The sequence below is a fragment of the Phocaeicola sp. GP0067 genome, assembly GCF_031119655.1.
GTDB classification, from domain to species: domain Bacteria; phylum Bacteroidota; class Bacteroidia; order Bacteroidales; family Bacteroidaceae; genus Phocaeicola; species Phocaeicola vulgatus.
This window is the reverse complement of record NZ_JAVHZY010000046.1, coordinates 1-18,881: the sequence shown is the minus strand read 5'-3', so window position 1 is coordinate 18,881 and position 18,881 is coordinate 1. Positions and strand designations below refer to the sequence as shown.

At 38.3% G+C, this 18,881-nt stretch carries 19 protein-coding genes and 4 pseudogenes; 10 read left to right on the top strand and 13 right to left on the bottom strand.

The window, feature by feature from the left end; translation table 11 throughout:
* The 3 genes and pseudogenes from RE317_RS20435 to RE317_RS20425 form a co-directional block, all read left to right on the top strand.
* Nucleotides 1-139, top strand: a 139-nt coding sequence (locus RE317_RS20435; protein ID WP_271702695.1) for a transposase, incomplete at its 5' end; no start/stop codon positions are given.
* 361 nt (nucleotides 140-500) lie between these two features.
* A pseudogene (istA, locus tag RE317_RS20430) lies at nucleotides 501-2,079 on the top strand (IS21 family transposase).
* A pseudogene (locus RE317_RS20425) lies at nucleotides 2,066-2,544 on the top strand (ATP-binding protein); the annotation flags it as partial. The pseudogenes istA and RE317_RS20425, both read left to right, overlap by 14 nt.
* Here RE317_RS20425 and RE317_RS20420 read toward each other — a convergent pair.
* The 9 genes and pseudogenes from RE317_RS20420 to RE317_RS20375 form a co-directional block, all read right to left on the bottom strand.
* Complete coding sequence (locus RE317_RS20420) at nucleotides 2,525-2,962, bottom strand: transposase (RefSeq protein WP_008781699.1); 438 nt, start codon at nucleotides 2,960-2,962, stop codon at nucleotides 2,525-2,527. The pseudogene RE317_RS20425 and the gene RE317_RS20420 sit on opposite strands and share 20 nt — an antisense overlap.
* A gap of 148 nt (nucleotides 2,963-3,110) precedes the next feature.
* Nucleotides 3,111-3,479: a hypothetical protein gene (locus RE317_RS20415; RefSeq protein ID WP_008781698.1), complete on the bottom strand. Its 369-nt coding sequence runs from the start codon at nucleotides 3,477-3,479 to the stop codon at nucleotides 3,111-3,113.
* A 529-nt stretch (nucleotides 3,480-4,008) separates the two neighbouring features.
* Complete coding sequence (locus tag RE317_RS20405) at nucleotides 4,009-4,278, bottom strand: hypothetical protein (protein ID WP_229093899.1); 270 nt, start codon at nucleotides 4,276-4,278, stop codon at nucleotides 4,009-4,011.
* A gap of 752 nt (nucleotides 4,279-5,030) precedes the next feature.
* Nucleotides 5,031-7,400 carry a DNA/RNA helicase domain-containing protein gene (locus RE317_RS20400; protein ID WP_008669809.1) on the bottom strand — a complete coding sequence of 790 codons (2,370 nt, stop codon included), beginning with the start codon at nucleotides 7,398-7,400 and terminating at the stop codon, nucleotides 5,031-5,033.
* Complete coding sequence (locus RE317_RS20395; RefSeq protein WP_008669811.1) at nucleotides 7,397-7,738, bottom strand: nucleotide pyrophosphohydrolase; 342 nt, start codon at nucleotides 7,736-7,738, stop codon at nucleotides 7,397-7,399. The genes RE317_RS20400 and RE317_RS20395 overlap by 4 nt, the downstream gene beginning before the upstream one ends.
* A 323-nt stretch (nucleotides 7,739-8,061) precedes the next feature.
* Nucleotides 8,062-8,178, bottom strand: a pseudogene (locus RE317_RS20390) (IS982 family transposase); the annotation flags it as partial.
* A 216-nt stretch (nucleotides 8,179-8,394) separates the two neighbouring features.
* On the bottom strand, nucleotides 8,395-8,652 hold the full coding sequence (locus tag RE317_RS20385; RefSeq protein WP_022508086.1) for a hypothetical protein: 258 nt from the start codon (nucleotides 8,650-8,652) through the stop codon (nucleotides 8,395-8,397).
* A 393-nt stretch (nucleotides 8,653-9,045) separates the two neighbouring features.
* Nucleotides 9,046-9,852 carry an RNA methyltransferase gene (locus tag RE317_RS20380; RefSeq protein WP_008669814.1) on the bottom strand — a complete coding sequence of 269 codons (807 nt, stop codon included), beginning with the start codon at nucleotides 9,850-9,852 and terminating at the stop codon, nucleotides 9,046-9,048.
* Between the two features lie 35 nt (nucleotides 9,853-9,887).
* Complete coding sequence (locus RE317_RS20375; RefSeq protein WP_008669816.1) at nucleotides 9,888-10,934, bottom strand: alcohol dehydrogenase; 1,047 nt, start codon at nucleotides 10,932-10,934, stop codon at nucleotides 9,888-9,890.
* Nucleotides 10,935-11,263: 329 nt separating this feature from the next.
* Here RE317_RS20375 and RE317_RS20370 point away from each other — a divergent pair, with 329 nt between their 5' ends.
* From RE317_RS20370 to RE317_RS20355, 4 genes are all read left to right on the top strand, one after another.
* Nucleotides 11,264-11,701 (top strand): Hsp20/alpha crystallin family protein, encoded by a 438-nt coding sequence (locus RE317_RS20370; RefSeq protein ID WP_008669817.1) that lies wholly within the window; start codon nucleotides 11,264-11,266, stop codon nucleotides 11,699-11,701.
* 393 nt (nucleotides 11,702-12,094) lie between these two features.
* Nucleotides 12,095-12,484, top strand: coding sequence for a GtrA family protein (locus RE317_RS20365; protein ID WP_008669819.1), 390 nt, complete (start codon nucleotides 12,095-12,097; stop codon nucleotides 12,482-12,484).
* A 16-nt stretch (nucleotides 12,485-12,500) separates the two neighbouring features.
* A complete protein-coding gene (locus tag RE317_RS20360; protein WP_008669821.1) occupies nucleotides 12,501-13,376 on the top strand; it encodes an SDR family NAD(P)-dependent oxidoreductase in 876 nt (291 codons plus the stop codon).
* Nucleotides 13,377-13,418: 42 nt separating this feature from the next.
* Nucleotides 13,419-14,360 carry a GNAT family N-acetyltransferase gene (locus RE317_RS20355; protein ID WP_005852038.1) on the top strand — a complete coding sequence of 314 codons (942 nt, stop codon included), beginning with the start codon at nucleotides 13,419-13,421 and terminating at the stop codon, nucleotides 14,358-14,360.
* 190 nt (nucleotides 14,361-14,550) lie between these two features.
* Here the strand turns inward: RE317_RS20355 and RE317_RS20350 are convergent, their stop codons facing one another.
* Entirely contained in the window at nucleotides 14,551-15,015 is a 465-nt protein-coding gene (locus RE317_RS20350) for a MaoC family dehydratase (RefSeq protein WP_005842132.1), read from the bottom strand.
* Between the two features lie 97 nt (nucleotides 15,016-15,112).
* Between RE317_RS20350 and RE317_RS20345 the strand changes: the two genes are divergently transcribed.
* Nucleotides 15,113-15,406, top strand: coding sequence for a nitrous oxide-stimulated promoter family protein (locus tag RE317_RS20345; protein WP_008669826.1), 294 nt, complete (start codon nucleotides 15,113-15,115; stop codon nucleotides 15,404-15,406).
* 5 nt (nucleotides 15,407-15,411) lie between these two features.
* Nucleotides 15,412-15,765, top strand: coding sequence for an MGMT family protein (locus tag RE317_RS20340; protein ID WP_008669828.1), 354 nt, complete (start codon nucleotides 15,412-15,414; stop codon nucleotides 15,763-15,765).
* On the opposite strand, the gene RE317_RS20335 is transcribed toward RE317_RS20340, so the two are convergent.
* The 3 genes and pseudogenes from RE317_RS20335 to RE317_RS20325 form a co-directional block, all read right to left on the bottom strand.
* Entirely contained in the window at nucleotides 15,715-16,188 is a 474-nt protein-coding gene (locus RE317_RS20335; RefSeq protein ID WP_008781695.1) for a low molecular weight phosphatase family protein, read from the bottom strand. The genes RE317_RS20340 and RE317_RS20335 overlap by 51 nt on opposite strands.
* Before the next feature lie 33 nt (nucleotides 16,189-16,221).
* Nucleotides 16,222-16,365: pseudogene (locus RE317_RS20330) on the bottom strand (SGNH/GDSL hydrolase family protein); the annotation flags it as partial.
* A gap of 33 nt (nucleotides 16,366-16,398) precedes the next feature.
* Nucleotides 16,399-16,605 (bottom strand): hypothetical protein, encoded by a 207-nt coding sequence (locus RE317_RS20325; RefSeq protein WP_005852046.1) that lies wholly within the window; start codon nucleotides 16,603-16,605, stop codon nucleotides 16,399-16,401.
* A 548-nt stretch (nucleotides 16,606-17,153) separates the two neighbouring features.
* Here RE317_RS20325 and RE317_RS20320 point away from each other — a divergent pair.
* A complete protein-coding gene (locus tag RE317_RS20320; protein ID WP_008669834.1) occupies nucleotides 17,154-18,776 on the top strand; it encodes an RluA family pseudouridine synthase in 1,623 nt (540 codons plus the stop codon).
* The last annotated feature ends 105 nt before the right edge of the window (nucleotides 18,777-18,881 follow it).

Sequence of the window (18,881 nt, the reverse complement as noted above, 5' to 3'; positions counted from 1 at the left end):
CATAAATTATTTTGAAGAACGATTGACAAATGCTTCAGCGGAGTCGTTCAATGCTAAAATCAAAGCTTTTCGAAGCCGGTTAAGAGGGGTGGCTGACGTGAAATTCTTCATGTTCAGACTGGCTATGCTATATGCTTAAAAGAATGAAGAAAGGCTGTACAAATAAAATCAACAAAAAGCTGAAAAACAAAGGTTTACACTTGTACATAGAAAATGAATTCTTTGTCAAATATTTATTTGTACCGATTAAAATGCTAAAACGCTGATAATTAAACATGTTTCGATGTTGCATCATAGATAAGTGGTAATTACCAACGATTAGCATTTGGAAAATCCATCGCAATCTGCCCTTGAAAACCAAGCGATTTTGCTCCCTTTCGTCAAAATAGACATTTCCTTTAAAAACAATATAAAAACACCCCTGCCAAACATTGTCTGACAGGGGTGTTTTTCGTAGATTTGATTCCCGTCTTGACCGTTGGGGTAAAATCATTTCTACTATGACAACAAAGATAGCAAATATTCTCCAATGCTATGCATTGGGGATGAAGATAAAGCAAATAAGCAGGAGCTTTGAGCTATCCCGCAACACAGTGCGCAGATATGTGCGTCTGTTCCAAGAGTGTGGCATTCCGATAAAGGAATTGGCATCAATGCCTTCTTCCCGCATCCAAGAAATGTTCTCCGAAGGGGTTAGCCGTAGTCAGATTCCATCACAACGCCAACTTGAGCAGGAGGCACTTCTATCCAAGTACTCCGCCCGTCTTAGCCGCCGAGGGGTAACGGTCAAATCCCTGTACAAAGAGTATCACAAAACACGCCCTAATGGATACAAACATGCCAGTTTCGGTAATTATCTCATGCGTTACCGGATGGTGACTCATGTCGTGGGGCATATTGAGCATTATGCCGGTGACCAAATATACATTGACTTTGCCAGTGACAAGCTTGAGATCATTGACAATGAAAACGGTGAATGCCGTAGCGTTGAAATGTTTGTGTCCATACTCCCCTGTAGCCACTATACCTATTGTGAGGCGGTCTGGTCCCAGTCAAAACAAGATCTGATCAAGGCATGTGAAAACGCACTTCATTTTTACGGCGATATTCCGATGGCAATCGTACCTGACAACCTCAAAGCAGCAGTAGCCCGCAGCAACCACAACGGTCTGGTAATCAACGAGGAGTTTGCAGCATTTTCCGAGCATTATGGATGTACCGTATACCCCGCACGGGTACGCCATCCCAAGGACAAGGCGTTGGTTGAAAATGCCGTGTAACTGCTTTACCGGCAGTATATGCAGATGTCGAAGAGCTTGTGTTCAACTCTCTGGAATCTTTGAATGTGGCCATTTTCGAATCGCTCTCAGCCTTTAACGGGCGCAGGATGAACGGACGTTCCCTGTCCAGACGCGAACAGTTTGAACAGATTGAAGCCGAGTACCTCCGCCCACTTCCCGCCATACGCCACCAGATGAAGGAGCGGCGCTCTGCAACGGTAATGCGGAACTGCTATGTAACTTTCAAGCTTCACCATTACAGCATGCCGAAAGAGTATATAGGCAAACGTGTCGAAATTGTCTATGATGCTGACACGCTGAAGATATACCATGGTCTGCGCCTAGTGACCACACATCAGCGTGATGATACGCTTTATGCCTATACAACTAAGGACGTCCACAGACTGCCCGGACGCCATGGGAGCTATGAAAAGGACCTAGAACAGATTTATGAATGGGCCGCTCAGACAGATAATGTCCTGTTACTGTATCTGCGCAAGGTTGCGGAACTCAAAAAGTATCCTCCTGCGGCATTCCGTTCATGCAAAGGGATTATGGCACTAGAGAAGACTTTCGGCCTAGAACGGTTGGGACGGCAAGCGCATGCCCCACACAACTGCTCCAATACGAATATCAGGAAATAAGGCAAATCCTTGAACATGGGGATGATGCATACTTCCTGTCAAAAGACGACATGGAGGATGAAGTCCCTGTAACATCCACCCACAGAAACATCCGCAAAGCAGCCTACTTCGCAAAATCAGAACATTTAAATAAGAACAATAATGAAAAAAAATAATCTTACTGCCTTGATAGCAGTCGAAAAAGACCGTAATGCATTGACGATTGGATTAATGAGTCGCATGAAGCTCCACGGCATGGCCACTGCTTTACTGAAAGTCTGCCCCCCACAATAGCCGAGACAATGACAATCGACTCTTTCCTGCATATGCTACTTGCCAAGGAATGGGACTACCGCGAATGCAGCCATCCAACGCCTTATACGCGGAGCGGAGTTCCGCTACAAGACATGTCTTGAACAGATAGACTAATCCCACGTAGCCTTGACCGTAACCAAATGAAACGGCTTGCATCGTTGGAATTCATCCACTAGGGAAAAAACCTCTTCATCACAGGATCATCCAGAACCGGAAAGAGTTTCCTTGCCACAGCAATAGGTTACGAAGCCTGTAAGAAAGGCATACGCACTTATTATGCCAATGCACCGAAACTTATGGGGATGCCTAAAGTAGCAAAGGTAAAATGTATTCATTGACCTCAAAACAGCCCAGGTTACTGGGAAAAGGTTTCAGCGATGACAGATCAGCCTCCAGACGTGATGATTTCTCCGCTGTTGAGAAACTGCCCTGCTCGTTGTTGACAAGCATACATGCCCAGTTTAAATGCTCCTGCGCAGAACGTATGTCACTGAAATGATCCGTCAGGTAGAAAGTTTTCCTTCTGACATATTCCACGCTCCGTTCCACATGTCCTTTCTCCCATCCGGCCCGTATATTACAGAAACGATACTCAAAACAATAGAAACCGGACATCTTCATCAGGGCTTCTGTAGGCTTCTTGTCACCACCGACAAAGTTCTTGACGGCTACACGCATATTGTCATAGACCATCATGGCAGGGACACCATGTACATCCCTGAAGAAGTCGCGGTGAGATCCCATGAAGGCAAGCGTATTCTAATGCCTGAAAAGATAGGCGTATCTGCCATTACTATGCCCGAAAGTGAATACGGCCAGATAAAACTTGATCTTGACACCGTCAATAAAAAGAAGGACTTCGCCCCAGTCAAATTCAACAATGCATCCAGGCTCATAAAACAACAGAATAAAGGCTTCGCTCTTTTTTCTCTTTGCGTGATTCTATATTTTTTATGTAACTGAATACCGTAGCATAACTGATGGTATATCCCCGAGATAACAGAAACTGATGGATATCCTTCTTCAACATGCGCTGTTTGCGAAGTCCCGTAGCTATCTTAATGGCATTCTTCTTCAGGCAAAACCCTATCTCGTCCTTAATCTCTTGTGTGAGGCAACGAGGACAGCGTTTGGAAATGTCATACTTGGGCTGGACGGTAAGCAAATCACTTAAAGCCTCTTCCGGATCATCAGTACGGACGGCTGATTCATATTCTGAAAGAATATTGTCAATTTGTATGACAGCTGACATGAAGTTCACGAGATATACCTCGTTTGCTATAACCGCATACCCTATACATGTGTATTATTGATTGTCTTTCTACCATAGTCTTCATTTTACCTTTGCATTTGGATGATACAAAGGTCATTATACTTATCCTATGGTGGCGCACTTTTCAATTGGAATATTGGCACACTTTCCAATTAGTATCTACACCAGAGTAAAGAAGGGTTATCTGCCGCGCTTGATCCGCAAACTAATCAGTTTATCCTCAATCAAACCGAACTTAACTGCCATCTCGCGTAGAAGAAAGAGACTTTTAATCCTGCCTAAATATGTTTATTTAAAAAAACATATTGCTGATAAAAATCAAACTCAGTAAATACAATTTCTTGCTGAATTTCGGATAAATTTCGCATCTTCGCCATGAGTCTTTTACTTCATTTCCCCCGATTTTGACTTTTTCCACAGGTTCGGAGAAATTTTTACTTTCATATTTTAGATACAAAATATTTATCATACTAATAATCAAATGATTATATTTTACTATTTTGAAACTATCCCTATATTATCTTTCTTTTGATATATAAGGCTGATAATCATCCTTGGATAATTTTTTGCAGAAAATATTCGGATTCACGTCCCAATGTATTGGCAGATATTCAAATACCACCTTGCCTTCATCAAGATAAAGGCGAGCTTTAGAATCGAAAGCTATGGGTTGGTATTTATCTTCTCCTAGAGGATTGTCCCTGTACAGTAACTGATTCTCTTGCCATCTAAGCTCCTTGCCATCAAAAATAACATCAAGTATTCCACATACTACAGCCTCCATCATATGTTTTTAAACTGTTGTAGAAATACAATGCATATAACCTGTCAATTGATTTGTACTTTTTCGCATAGCTAGTTCATAACAAAACACACTCGTACCTGTATAATCTTTGGCTATGATGGTTCTCATTCCGTTTCCATCTAAATTATAAATCAGCTCGTGGGGAATGGTTGTCATGTTAAACTTAAAGCCATTTTCAGTTTTTACTAAATTGGAAAATATCATTTGGCCGTTGTATATACCCTCCAATTTCCAGTTATCAAGTTTATACACAACTTCATAAATAAAATTTTACCGATAATATTCTTTTCTATTACTGCTACCTTCTCAGAGACTAAAATCACAAAAATATATTGTTTGGCAGATGATTTTTTCCAAAAATTGCATTGCAACAAGAAAAATATATGCTTGAAGATTCAACAATGAGTTCACGGAGATAGTCTTAATAGAACTCTGATAACCTCCTGTGCGTATAGCGATAAAAAGCAGAGTAAATAGGATTTAAGTTAAATGATACGAATATGATATAAAAGATACGTTATATATTTGTTATGCTAATACAATCGAAATCTTTCTGCACGAAATTTCAATTACATGACAAATAACAAGAGCCGATACAAATTGTTTTCAGCTCTCGTTTTACAATGCTAGAATGACAAAATATTAAATAAATATAAAAGACTGGTTCGGAAATTTTCCGACTCCAGCCTTTCTAAGATTTTCCAATGTAGATATGTATATCAGTACCTAATATTTTATTTTGTTTCAGTCTGTAAAACACCTATGAATTCACCTACTATTCGAAATTCGTCTGCATTCTCTTCTTCAATAACTATAGGAGAATAAATAGAATTTTTGGGCAAGAGAAGAATTTCCTCATGAGCCCAATTTCCTTCTTCATCGAAAGATTTCTTACTAGTATATATTTTAATAGAATAACTTCCAGCATAATCAGGATCATAATAGTTGTGGTGTTCAGCAAGTATAATTTTTCCTTGTCGGCTACCTGCTGGATTTGCTCTAAATACACAATAGTCTCCATCATGAATGAGTGGTTCCATAGAATGTCCCACAGCTTGTACGATAAACATATTCCGGTTAAGTTTTCCCATGCTTTCTACTTTCATCCAGCCACTTTCATCAACCAATTCTCCTTCTCCAAAATAGCCACATGCAGCTCGTATGGAGTATAGAGGTAGGAAATCTATGTACTTTACTTCATCGTTGATTTCTGGCTCTATTCTTAGTTTAGGAATAGATTCGTGTTGAGGTTCCAATTGAGCCGCGAGATATTTCGCTAATGATTTATCGCAGCAATACACATAACAGCCTTTCATTCCTCTTGTGAGTAAAGTACGGTATGTGTTTTTTATAATCTCATCAGCATCTTGAAGAGCTTTGCTTCTATTGTATGCAATGAGTGACTTAAATCCTTTGACAGATTGATCGTTACTAGAACGTTGAGTGACATCAGTAATGATCTGTCCATTTTCATAACGCATATCCGGACCGATAATGACACCTACATAATCCAGTTCCAATCCTTGACATGTATGTATGCAGCCTATTTCTTCAATCGATTTATCGCCTATAATCCATAAATTTTTGTCTGTATTCAGATTCCAGCGTTTTTTGAAATGGAATTCCGGTAGGATTATGTCATAGTCACTAGGGATTTTCTTGCTGTTCCAATCCCAACAATATCCAGCTACCACACGTGCTTTATTGTTAATTTTATTTTTTTCTTTGATGGCTTCAAACAATTGGTTCGGATCGGAAAAAATCTGAAAATCGTAATCTTTAGCAATCAACCGAATGTTGGCTGTTTCTTTGATCTGCAAAGTGTTATCGAGCCAATTTAAATAACCGTTTGAACCATTGCACCGGAATTGAGAATTTAATTTGGTTATATGTACAATAGCTCCACACGATTCTGCAAATTTCTGTATAGCAACCTTAGAGCCTATATCTTTGATATGTACTCTTTGGTGATCATCGACAAAAAATATAGAAAAACGAGCTGCTTGTATAATCTCAACAATTTGGTTTTCGCCCAAATTACTGTATAGACCGCTTTTCATATTTAGTCTGTGGGCTTCATCCACGATTAGGGCTCCAAAAGTATTTTGTGGAGTATCAATGAAACTGCCACTGCCTACAAATAAATTTTTGATATAGTTTTTTTTAAAACTTCCTGATAGTTTGGCTGTATAGACATCGCGTGGAGCTGCATTTTTGGATACATATTGGGCTACGACACCTTCTTTGGTCAGTTCAACTAATAGATTTACGGCTACAACGCTTTTTCCCGTACCAGGTCCTCCTTCTACGATAAGAACTTGTTTGGGACCTCTTGCAGCTTCTCTAGCCAAGTTTAATGCGGTTTCGTATACGACCTTTTGGTCATCCAACAATACAAACTCTCTATTCCCACGTAGCATTGAATTTAGGGCATCGGCCAGTTGCTTGGAGGGTCGTAGCTTACCTTTATCTATGAGCCATACAATATCCTCTTTTGAACCATATTTGATGTATTTCTTAATAAAATCTTGTAGCTTTCCTGCATCTGATTTTAGAAAGAGTGGTGCTTTAGCTATATATTCGGCATAACATTCATTAGAGATGATATGGTCTTCCTGATAGTTATGTAAGAATGCGCAAGGCATAAGTCGTATGTCTTGTTCACATACGGTTTCATTATAGTTTTGAAGCATATAGGCATACGACCAAGCTTGATAGGATGGATGTGCAGTTTCACTTTCACCGTGTTGGAAGCGTGTCTGTATAATTCCTGATTTTTGAGATAGTTTTGCCTGTTCCCATTGTTTTAGCTCAATAATAACAATGTTAGAACGCTGGTTATCATCTACTCCAGAAATAATAAAATCAATGCGCTTAGATGTAAGAGGTATTTGATACTCGATGGCAATTGTTGACGTATCCGGAATATCTGATGTATTGATTACTTTGTACATATGCATCATGGAATTCTTCCATGACAATTTTTCATTAGGAGAGGTATGTCGTCCTAAATGGAGTAAAAAAGCGTGATCTATGTCATCTGCAATGGTTCCATTGAAAACGTCATTGATGAATCCCTTTTTACTAGCGTGATATACAATCATAGCTCAGTGTATTTCTTAGCATTACCTTTGGATTTGTCAATAGGATATTTTTTTGCGTTTCCAGCTAATTTTGACAAAATGATATCTTTGATATCTAACTTGTATTTATCAGCAATAAGAAATGCGTAAATCATGATATCAGCCAATTCTTCTTTAATTTTATCCACATAAACCTCTTCTGGTTGTTTCCATAAAAACGCTTCATTTAATTCTGAAGCTTCAATGGATAAAGCTAAAGCCAAATCTTTTCCGTTATGGAACTGATCCCACTCTCTATCTTTAGTAAACTGAACAATTTGTTCTATAATTTCCTGTATATCAAAATCCTGTGATTTCATCATGTCTCTTTCTTATAAATTAAGACAAAGATAAATTTACTTTATGAAATTTCAAAGTTATAGAGTAAATAAGTTTTGTGATCGTGCAATAGTAGAAAAGCCACGCTAATTTGATCACAAGGGTCAACAAATTAGCGTGACTTTTCCAACTGACGAACAGGTAACACATTCAGCAACCTAGGCGACAGTGAGATTCCTACGTAACCTAGCCTATTTGATCTGCTCACCCACAATCAGCATCTTCGGCTCCATTTTTTGGGCAACTTGGTGGCTATCGTTGTTTTTTGTCATAGTTCAATATATCATATAGCCCGTTAGCGGAATCAAGTTAGTGCATATTTAATTCTACCAATAAGTTTGTCATTTTTGTAGTTAATGTATTGTAGGATTGTAAGTGCACTAATCCTCCCGATAATTTGGGCAAACAATCTGTCTGTATTGTATTTCTCATGTATATCCTTGTAGGTGTAATAGAGTGGATCTGCATTTTCTCTTTCACCTTTGAATGTATCAATATGTGCGCGTGAATAATAGACCTTACGCTTTTTTTATGTAATATGAGAAATATCATATCTTTGGACGAAAGAAAGTACAGCAGCATGAGTCATACTGAACTTATCCATGATTTAATCTATGATATAGTAGTCATGTCTACTTCAGCTATAAGTTAGGCAAAGTGAATACAACAAGTGGGTTATCGTAGAAGGTATTTCGTCCTTTATACACTTTTTTATACCATACTTTTCACAACGATTCCATACTGCACGTCGCATCGAATGAAACTTGCTTACAATCTGATAAACTGTGTCATATTCCCTTTTCTCATGTATCTTACCTATGCGTGCTTGATAATCTTCTGTACGATCGAATAAGCAGTCAATATCTTTTCGTCTGATAAGAGTCTTTCTTTTCATCTAGACGGATCTTATAAGCCCATTAGCGAATCCTCTGTATGCCGACGACTTGCCGATGCAAAAAAATTGCAATACGATTTAGACATAAGTTAATCAAACAATTACCTACACAAAACATGATACTAATCTTCAATATTCTACCGATTTCTTCATCCACCAACTTATACAATATTATCGGAGGAACAAAGTTACTACCCTTCTTTATAGATAAGAAAACGCTGGCAAAATATATTTTCCACAATAGGCATCCCATTATTCCCCATATAACTTTTGTTTACTTTATTGTTTCTAAAATATTGGGCAGATATGCCTGACTTACGGATTTTCCATTGTCTACAGAGTATTCCGATTTGTATATTCAATAAAATAAACTTAATCATATATTAAATCTTTTCAATGGTCTGTAATCCGGAGTTGCCAAAAGGCAACAGCAGCTGCTGCAGCCACATTGAGCGAATCCACTCCATGTGCCATAGGGATACGGACTACATAATCAGCTTCAGCAATTGTCTTGTAAGGAAGCCCATCCCCTTCTGTTCCCATCACAATAGCCAACCGAGGTTCAGCCGCCAATATGGGATGATCTATAGAGATAGAATCATCAGTCAACGCCATGGCAGCAGTACGGAAACCAAACTTGTTCAAATCGCCAATCGTACCATTCAACCATGTCCATGGAACCAAGAACACCGAACCCATAGACACCCTTACCGCACGGCAATTCAACGGATCGCAAGAATTGCGTGTCAACAAAACAGCATCTATCCCAAGAGCAGCTGCCGAACGGAATATCGCCCCGATATTGGTAGTGTCCACCACACCGTCAATGACTACAATCCGCCGGGTATCCCGGCAGATCTCTTCCATAGAGGGCAACACCGGACGACGCATAGCACATAATACACCACGTGTCAGAACATAGCCAGTCAACGTAGCCAACAACTCTCTATCACCCGTATAAACGGGCACATCACCACAACGCTTGATAATGTGAGCAGCACTGCCAGAGATATGCTTACGCTCACACATAAGAGCAAGAGGTTCATATGCTGCATCCAAAGCCCTACTAATGACATTGGGGCTTTCGGCTATAAACACCCCTTTCCCAGGTTCCATACGCTGACGTAACTGAGTTTCCGTCAACATGCAGAAAACATCCACTCCGGGATGTGTCAATGATGATATTTCAATAATAGGCATACACTCTTATATTATGCTATTTCATTGCTTTTAATCTACATTCCAGCCTCCATTGTCACAGCTACTTTTATCACTCCATCTTGTCGGTTCTCAAAAATCCGGTAAGCCGTTTCTATCTGATCTAGCGGGAAACGATGTGTAATTAGTGGAGTGGTATCTATTTTTCCCATCTCTATCAAGCGAAGTATCTCAGCACAATCGCAACCATCTACGCCACCAGTTTTGAAGGTTAGATTCTTTCCATACATATCCGGCAAAGGAAGAATCTGAGGACGGTCATAAAGAGCCACCAAAATAACGACAGCATTAGGGCGCGCACATTCCCATGCCAAGCGAAATGTATCCTCCCCTCCTGCCACTTCAAAAACTACATCCGCACCACCGTGTGGACTACTTTGCAATACAAATTCCTTACATTCTTCTGGAGTGACAACTTCTACCTGCGGATAATGTTCCCTAACAAACCGAATTCTTTCAGAGGATTGTTCACAAACAACAATGCGCTGCGGCTTTCTCAGCATCACACAAAGCAAAGTACAGATTCCCGTAGGTCCCGCACCAATGATAAGCACCGTGTCTTCTTCGGTAATCTCCGAAATGCGAGCAGCCCAAAATCCTGTAGCAAGGATATCTCCTACAAACAAAGCTTGCTCATCACTCACGGAATCGGGAATGAGATTCAAGCCTTGATCAGCATAAGGTACGCGAACATACTCCGTCTGCCCCCCATCAATCCGACATCCCAAGGCCCATCCCCCATTAGGATCAGCACAATTATTCACATATCCATGCCGGCAAAAAAAACATTCTCCACAAAAGGTTTCCACATTGACGGTAACTCGATCGCCTGGTTTGACTAATTTAACATCACGTCCTGTCTGCTCCACAATACCCACCATTTCATGCCCCACTGTTATTCCGGGAACAGCACGTGGCACACCACCATGTTTAATATGCAAGTCACTGGTACAAATACTCCCAAGAGTGACGCGCACAATAGCATCACGCGAGTCTCTCAACTCAGGCTTCGGTTTCTCTATCAATTCAAATTTTCCCTGTTTAATATAAGTATATGCCAACATAATATTTCCTTTTCTTCTTTAATGGTTATCTTTATAAAACGACGCAAAGATAATATACAAACATAAACAACAGCCACCATTTGCTGACAAAATGGCTTTCTTTATCACTTTACCTTGCTTCTCAACTGCAAACAAATTTTACAAAGGTTTAAACACATCTCGATATTCATTAAAATTATCTTCACAGATTTAAATTCATTTCATTTCCGGCTGACATTTTGCCATCAGGCATATACTTTGCAAGAACATCAGTGTATTGCCAAAAACGACAAGATAAAAAAAATCAAAAAGCAGTCTAGTAACAATTTAAAATATAGGAGATTATAATTATGACGCCGACTAGAAAGTATAACAATCAGAATTGGTTACCAAGTATTTTCAACGATTTCTTTGATAATGAATGGTTGACAAGAGCCAACGCTACTGCCCCTGCAATTAATGTCATTGAAAGTGACAAAGATTATAAAGTAGAGGTTGCTGCTCCGGGTATGACTAAAGAAGATTTCAATATCCACATCAGCGAAAACAACGAACTAGTGATCTCAATGGAGAAAAAGAATGAAACAAAAGAGGACGACCATCACAACAGAAGATATTTACGTCGTGAATTTTCTTACTCTAAGTTCGAACAAGCTTTGATTCTTCCTGAAGATGTGGTTAAGGAAAAAATCAGCGCCAATGCCAGCAATGGTGTTCTGACCATTGATTTGCCTAAACGCACTCCTGAAGAAAAAGCCAAAGTGAACAGAATCATCGAAATTCATTAATCACAGATTTTGAATATTTACAATCAGACAGTTTATAAGGTACATCTATAACATGCTATTATTTTGCATGATATAAAAGTGTGCCTTATATATTGTCCGATTGTCATAAAATCAACATATTTGCATCAACACTTTCTGCGGATTTCCACCATGCTTTTCAGCGTTTCTTCCCATCTTTCCCCTAAAAAAGTCCACCTCTATTACAATTGAACTTCAAATTCAGGACAAAACTGAAAAAAGCCAGTTTAAATTTTCCTTCAAAAAATGCTGAACAACATTAAAACAGAAACTAAGATGAGTAGGCTTCTTTTTTATTATACAAGCATTAAAATCACATATTTTTAGTATTTTTGTACCCAAATTCACCATATAAAACAAACCAATAAAAAGAGGATGAAAGCATCAGTACGTTTAGTTCGTTTTGCTACAATAGGAACCTTAAATTACCTTATTACCATGTTAGTGATATGGATTGTGATAAGTTACTTCTCATTCAAAGGAAAATATATAGTAGCAAATATTATGGCATATCTCATCGCTCAAACCCATAATTTTATATGGAGCAAATATTGGATTTTTCCTTCCAGCAATCCCCAAAACAGTCTTTGGCAACAAATAATGCTCTTTTGTACCGCTTTTGGTATTGCCTATGGCATACAACTTCTTTTTGTGATACTGATGATAGAAGCAATAGGAATCAAAGAATTTACAGCACAATTTATTGGAATAATAATATATGGAGCTGTTAATTTTATGGTAAACAATAGAATAACATTCCGATAAATATATTTCAAAACTTATGGCAGACAATTATATAGAAAGGCAATACGAACAATATGAAGCCCGAAAGGCTGCATGGGAAAAAAAACGTAAACAAGGAAAGAAGAAAACGATTTCCGTCAAGCCTCAACCAAAGGACCTGACAGACAATACAATCAAACTTCCTAGAAAAGCATTCATCACAGGAGGTGCCGATGGCATAGGGAGAAACATTGTGAAAGCTTTCTGCAACTCACAATACCAAGTCGCCTTTTGTGACAAAAATGAGGATTTAGGAATACAGACAGCCAAAGAGACCGGAGCAATTTTTTATCATGCCGATGTAAGTAATAAAGAATCCCTTGAGAACTGTATGCACGAGCTTTTTGAAAAGTGGGGGGATATGGACATCATTATTAACAATGCCGGAATAAGCGAATTTTCTCCCATCACGGAAACCAGCGTGGAAGATTTTGATAAAATTTTGTCCATCAATCTGCGACCTGTATTTATCACCTCACGCACATTAGCTTTGCATCGCAAATCCCAAGCAGAAAATCACCCGTATGGCAGAATTATCAATATCTGTTCCACCCGTTATTTAATGAGCGAACCGGGAAGCGAAAGCTATGCGGCTTCCAAAGGAGGAATCTATTCACTGACCCATGCACTTGCTTTATCCCTTGCCGACTTTCATATCACCGTAAACTGTATTTCGCCGGGATGGATTCAGACCAATGATTACGAACAGCTACGCCCAGAAGATCATGCCCAACATCCATCAAGACGAGTAGGCAAACCAGAAGACATAGCACGTATGTGTTTATTTTTATGTCAAGAAGAGAACGACTTCATCAATGGACAAAATATCATCATCGATGGTGGAATGACCAAAAAGATGATTTATTTAGAATAAAACGAACTAAAGAAAATATCTATAATGAATAAATAATCACTCATGAAAATACATCATATCGCCATTTGGACATTTCATCTGGAAAAGCTAAGGGAATTTTATACTCGTTACTTTAACGGAACAAGTAATGAAAAATACATTAATTCCCAAAAAGGTTTTGAATCTTACTTCATTTCATTTGAAAGTGGTGCTACATTAGAGTTGATGAGTAGGATTGACGTGCAAAATATCCCGATAGAAGAAAACAGACCGGGATTGACCCATCTAGCTTTTTCTTTTGAAAGCCAAGAAGCTGTCTTATCACTAACGGAACAGCTACGTACTAAAGGATACCATATCGTAGGTGAACCTCGCATTTCAGGAGATGGCTATTTTGAAAGTGTGATACTAGATCCAGACGGAAACCGGATAGAGTGTGTTTACAAAAAAGAGCAGGAATGCCCTCCTGAGGGAAATCATGTAATAGAAACTGAGCGACTTATTTTACGTCCTTTTACAGAGAATGATACGGAAGCTGTTTTTAACTGTTGCCAGAATCCCAACCTAGGAAATAATGCTGGTTGGAAACCTCATGACACACTGGAAGAATCTCTGAAAATTCTTCAAACAATATTTATACCACAAAAAGACACATGGGCCATCACTAGAAAGGAAGACCGGCTTCTGATAGGAGCTATAGGAATTCTACCAGACCCAAAGAGAGAGAATTCAAATGCCGGAATGATAGGTTATTGGTTAGATGAAGCCCAATGGGGAAAAGGATATATGTCTGAAGCCGTCTGTGCTGTCTTGGACTATGGCTTCAACAAACTAGGATTAACCTTGATCAGTGCAAATTGTTATCCTCAAAACAAACGTTCACAACGTGTTTTGGAGAAAATGGGGTTTACATACGAAGGCATTCTCCATCAAGCCGAAGTTAGCTATGATGACAAAATATATGATCATTTGTGTTATTACTTAGAGAAAAACAACCTAAAATAAGTTTTTCATTTTTACACAATCTCAAATGCCTATTCTATTTCATCATTAATTTTGTTAATCCCTAACTTCCCCCAAAGGATATATACATGTCTAAAAAAATCAAAACAAAGCAATCGTTCTTGGGTAAAACATTTATCCAAGAACGATAAAAATACACCTTATTCTTCTTCGGAGATTATTTCTCATAAAATCAATTGAAATAATACAAGAAGATAGCGATGCCTTCAAGTGCCTTCTTCGGTTGGTCTTTTATCTCAATTGTAAATTTAATTTCAGCCTTGGCTACGCCACGCAAGTTCTGTAAAGAATGAAGACTTGCTACCATACGGATACTCTGACCTGCTAGGACAGCCTGTCCAAATTTCATCTTGTCCATACCATAGTTGATCATCATTTTCAGATTATTCACTTCTATAATCTGGTTCCACATATGTGGAAGCAACGAAAGGGTCAGGTAACCATGTACAATAGTACTATGATAAGGACTTTCCACTTTAGCACGTTCTGTATCTACATGAATCCACTGATGATCCAAGGTAGCATCTGCAAAAAGATTAATTCGGTCTTGCGACACTTCCACATAGTCGGAAATTCCAATCTGCCGTCCTAGCAGCTTCTCAAAATCCTCGTACGAATTAACAACAACTTTATCCATTATCTCTTTGTTTTAAAGGTTATACACTAATTGAATACAAAAATAAGAAAAAATAGTCCTATATTTGCACTTTATTCACACAAAAACTTCATTACAGATGAGAATTATTGAAAAAGAACAGCGTACCGCAGAACAAATGATCCGAATTTATTGTCGGTACAAGGAAGGCAATAAAGAGCTTTGCCCAACCTGTCGGCAGTTATTGCAATATGCACATAACAGGTTAAAGCATTGTACATTCGGTGAACAAAAAAAGACTTGCCGCAACTGTCCCATACATTGTTATAAACCAGAAATGAAGAAACGAATACAAGAAGTAATGCGGTATGCTGGTCCACGAATGTTTTTTTTTCATCCCATAACAACTATCAAGCATTTCATTCATCAATAAACAGAATGGACAGAGCACAGTTTTATAAAGAAGTATATAGCATTACAAAAGAAATCCCCTACGGCAATGTTTTTACTTACGGAAAAATAGCACAACTTATAGGTAATCCCCAATATTCACGAATGGTAGGACAGGCTTTATCTCATGCACCAAAAGAAGAAGACCTTCCTTGCCACCGGGTAGTAAACAGCCAAGGAAGACTAGTTCCCAGCTGGCAGAAACAAAAAGAATTATTGGAAAAAGAAGGAATCACCTTCAAGCGCAATGGATGCGTCAACATGTCCAAACACTTATGGGACATTACTGGTTCACTCACATCGACAATAGGTATTAGCCCCACAAGTGCAACGTGGCAATAATTGCTCACTCAGTTCGTCCCGATAAAACTCATATAATTCACGATACATCGTTTCATAAAGTTCGGAAATACGATGTTCCAATTCTGTTTCATCCTCATAAATATGCTGAAACGGGTCATCAAAAGAAAAATGCTTCCAGTTTTTCACTTCCTTATTAAAATCACCCTCCACTTCCTTTGCTTCTTCACAAAGAGTAATCACATAGTCCCATGGTTGATGGCAATATATATCCACATCACTAGCTTTCTTACGAGAGCAATCATATCCATTCTGTTCCATCACCCCTACCACTGAAGATGGTACCACTCTTCCCGGCAGAACTCCAGAGGTAAATATCTTTGTCCCATATCCAAAAGAAGATAATATCTTCTGTGCCATACGACTACGACATATGTCACTATTACTCACCAATAAAATATTCATCGCTATTCCTATATTTAAATTCAACAATTATTTTCATTCATCCCTACTAACATAAAACACTCTCAAAGTATAAACTAATATCCGATATCCAGCCCCATTCAAGTGCAAATCATCAATGGGCAAATTAGGGTTCAATTTATCATTCAACAACAATTTATCGAACACGTCTAAAATCACCAATAAATGAGATTTTAAGTTTTCCTTTCATACCTACCTCTTCACCAGTTTTTTTGGAGAGCCACTCCATGAACACCCCAAACAATAAACAATAGTTAAATCAAACCCTTCCATATTCTCTTCCAAATTTCTCGGTACCACTTCCCCTTCATCCGATACATAAACTAACAACCTTTCTTTCTTCTCATTTTTAACGTATAACCCTGCAATTTTGCATTGCGGACACAACAATTTTCTCATATCTATTTTCTCTTTTTATCCAAAACAACAAATTAACATCCAATTTTTCTTATAAATTTGCGGCAAAAATACGAAAAAAAAACAGTTGAATAGCATCTGTAGTGAATTTACACAACATAAAAAGATTATTGGAAAGAAAATGCCTATCTTTGCCCAAGAATATAAAATCGCAAAATAAAAGTGTAGCTATGGAAATAAAATTAGACAGAAAAAAAATCATATTGCGGCATCTGATTACAAAGAACAAACAACCGTCATAAAAACAACTAGCGATTTCAAAATAGGAAACAATGTAGACACGAACAAAATAGAAGGGAATTATATGGTAAAAAGAGAGAAAGAAACGCTTATAAAAATAATAGAACTTCGCAAATCTCAACGCGATATTATCCTAACTTTAAATGTATCTCTATATTCCCGTTACAGACTGAAAAGCAGTCAACTGAAGTATTACAGGAATTAAACAAAAACTTTATCATCCATTCCGAGTTGTCCGCATAGTGACCTCACAAGAAAAACAAATCATTAGCAACTATATTAAACGAACTATGATACATTTTTTTAAGAATTCCATTGCCACTATAAAGTTACCCGATAAGTTCACTTATCCTTTTCACTATACCCCTCATCCACTTTGCATAATAGCGACTAAAGAAGTACAAGCCTATCTGACAAGTCAATCCCAATGGCAAAAAGAATTGCAACAAGGAAAAATGTTTGGTGTCCTAATTGTACAAACACCCGAGAATAAAATAGGTTATTTGGCCGCATTTTCAGGAACATTAGCTGGTAAAAACTGTCATCCTTTCTTCGTTCCGCCAATTTATGATTTGTTACAACCACAGGGATTCTTCAAAATAGAGGAAAAACGTATATCCGCCATCAATGTATGCATTAAAAAGACACAGAACGACCCTCGTTACATAGATCTACTCCGACAAATTGAAAAAGAAACAATACAATCCCAGCAGGAATTGACTGAAGCTAAAGAGTTTTTCAAATCCGCTAAAAAAAACAGAGAAATCCGGCGCAAGACAGGAATTCCCGACGCAAAGGAGTTAGCTGCAATGATACGTGAAAGCCAGTTTCAAAAAGCTGAATTAAAACGCATGGAAAAAATATGGAAAGAAAAAATCGCTTCACTACAAGCAGAAGCCGATACTTTCATCACAAAAATAGAAACGATGAAGATAGAAAGGAAAAAACGTTCTGCCACTTTACAAAGAAAGCTGTTTGAGCAGTTTCAGATACTAAACGCCCATGGAGAAACAAAAGATTTATGTCGTATTTTTGCACAAACTATACAAAAATTTCCTCCTGCCGGAGCCGGTGAATGTGCAGCTCCCAAATTACTCCAATATGCCTATAAGCATCAATTAAAACCTATTGCTATGGCAGAATTCTGGTGGGGAGATTCTCCAAAAGCAGAAATAAGACATCATGGATACTACTATCCTGCATGTAAAGGAAAATGCGGACCTATCCTGGGACATATGTTACAGGGACTGGAAGTGGAAGAAAATCCCTTGTTAAAAAAACATTATCATGAAATGCCATTAGAGATAGTATATGAAGATAATTACCTAGTCGTAATCAACAAACCAGCAGGAATGCTCTCGGTTCCAGGAAAAGGAGAAATAGACTCTGTCTATCAACATATAAAAATACTTTATCCAGATACCACAGGTCCTCTGATAGTCCACCGATTGGATATGGCTACTTCCGGTGTGTTATTAATAGCCAAAAACAAAGAAGTACATCAGCACCTGCAAGCACAATTCAAGAATAGAATGATAAAGAAACGATATATTGCCTTATTGGATGGCAAGATTTCTTCTAAAGAAGGAACCATAATACTCCCCCTCCGTATGGATCCTCTTGACAGACCCAGACAAGTAGTAGACCATGAACATGGAAAAACCGCTATCACACAATATCAGGTTTTAAACGAACAAGAAGGAAACACACTTATTGCCTTTTATCCATTGACAGGACGGACACACCAATTAAGAGTACATGCCGCCCATCCGGAAGGATTACATTGTCCTATACGAGGAGATGAACTCTACGGACAAAAAGCAGACAGACTTTATTTACATGCTGAAAGTCTAGAGTTTGTTCACCCTGTAACAAAAGAAATAATTTTTGTAGAAAAGAAAAGTAATTTCTAATAGTTTTTGCTCAGAAAATTTATCTGTGGAAGGTGTGTCGTAATACACGATGCGCCTTCTTTTTTTTCATTGACTATAAAAATCGACTCATTTTTTTAAGCTGCG

Excerpts from the sequence above, each read along its gene's own strand:
- RE317_RS20400 (WP_008669809.1), bottom strand. The coding sequence starts at position 7,400 with ATGATTGTATATCACGCTAGTAAAAAGGGATTCATCAATGACGTTTTC.
- RE317_RS20385 (WP_022508086.1), bottom strand. The coding sequence starts at position 8,652 with ATGAAAAGAAAGACTCTTATCAGACGAAAAGATATTGACTGCTTATTC.
- RE317_RS20380 (WP_008669814.1), bottom strand. The coding sequence starts at position 9,852 with ATGCCTATTATTGAAATATCATCATTGACACATCCCGGAGTGGATGTT.
- RE317_RS20420 (WP_008781699.1), bottom strand. The coding sequence starts at position 2,962 with ATGGGATCTCACCGCGACTTCTTCAGGGATGTACATGGTGTCCCTGCC.
- RE317_RS20360 (WP_008669821.1), top strand. The coding sequence starts at position 12,501 with ATGGCAGACAATTATATAGAAAGGCAATACGAACAATATGAAGCCCGA.
- RE317_RS20375 (WP_008669816.1), bottom strand. The coding sequence starts at position 10,934 with ATGTTGGCATATACTTATATTAAACAGGGAAAATTTGAATTGATAGAG.
- RE317_RS20340 (WP_008669828.1), top strand. The coding sequence starts at position 15,412 with ATGGACAGAGCACAGTTTTATAAAGAAGTATATAGCATTACAAAAGAA.
- RE317_RS20355 (WP_005852038.1), top strand. The coding sequence starts at position 13,419 with ATGAAAATACATCATATCGCCATTTGGACATTTCATCTGGAAAAGCTA.
- RE317_RS20365 (WP_008669819.1), top strand. The coding sequence starts at position 12,095 with ATGAAAGCATCAGTACGTTTAGTTCGTTTTGCTACAATAGGAACCTTA.
- RE317_RS20325 (WP_005852046.1), bottom strand. The coding sequence starts at position 16,605 with ATGAGAAAATTGTTGTGTCCGCAATGCAAAATTGCAGGGTTATACGTT.
- RE317_RS20350 (WP_005842132.1), bottom strand. The coding sequence starts at position 15,015 with ATGGATAAAGTTGTTGTTAATTCGTACGAGGATTTTGAGAAGCTGCTA.
- RE317_RS20320 (WP_008669834.1), top strand. The coding sequence starts at position 17,154 with ATGATACATTTTTTTAAGAATTCCATTGCCACTATAAAGTTACCCGAT.
- RE317_RS20335 (WP_008781695.1), bottom strand. The coding sequence starts at position 16,188 with ATGAATATTTTATTGGTGAGTAATAGTGACATATGTCGTAGTCGTATG.
- RE317_RS20370 (WP_008669817.1), top strand. The coding sequence starts at position 11,264 with ATGACGCCGACTAGAAAGTATAACAATCAGAATTGGTTACCAAGTATT.
- RE317_RS20395 (WP_008669811.1), bottom strand. The coding sequence starts at position 7,738 with ATGAAATCACAGGATTTTGATATACAGGAAATTATAGAACAAATTGTT.
- RE317_RS20405 (WP_229093899.1), bottom strand. The coding sequence starts at position 4,278 with ATGATGGAGGCTGTAGTATGTGGAATACTTGATGTTATTTTTGATGGC.
- RE317_RS20345 (WP_008669826.1), top strand. The coding sequence starts at position 15,113 with ATGAGAATTATTGAAAAAGAACAGCGTACCGCAGAACAAATGATCCGA.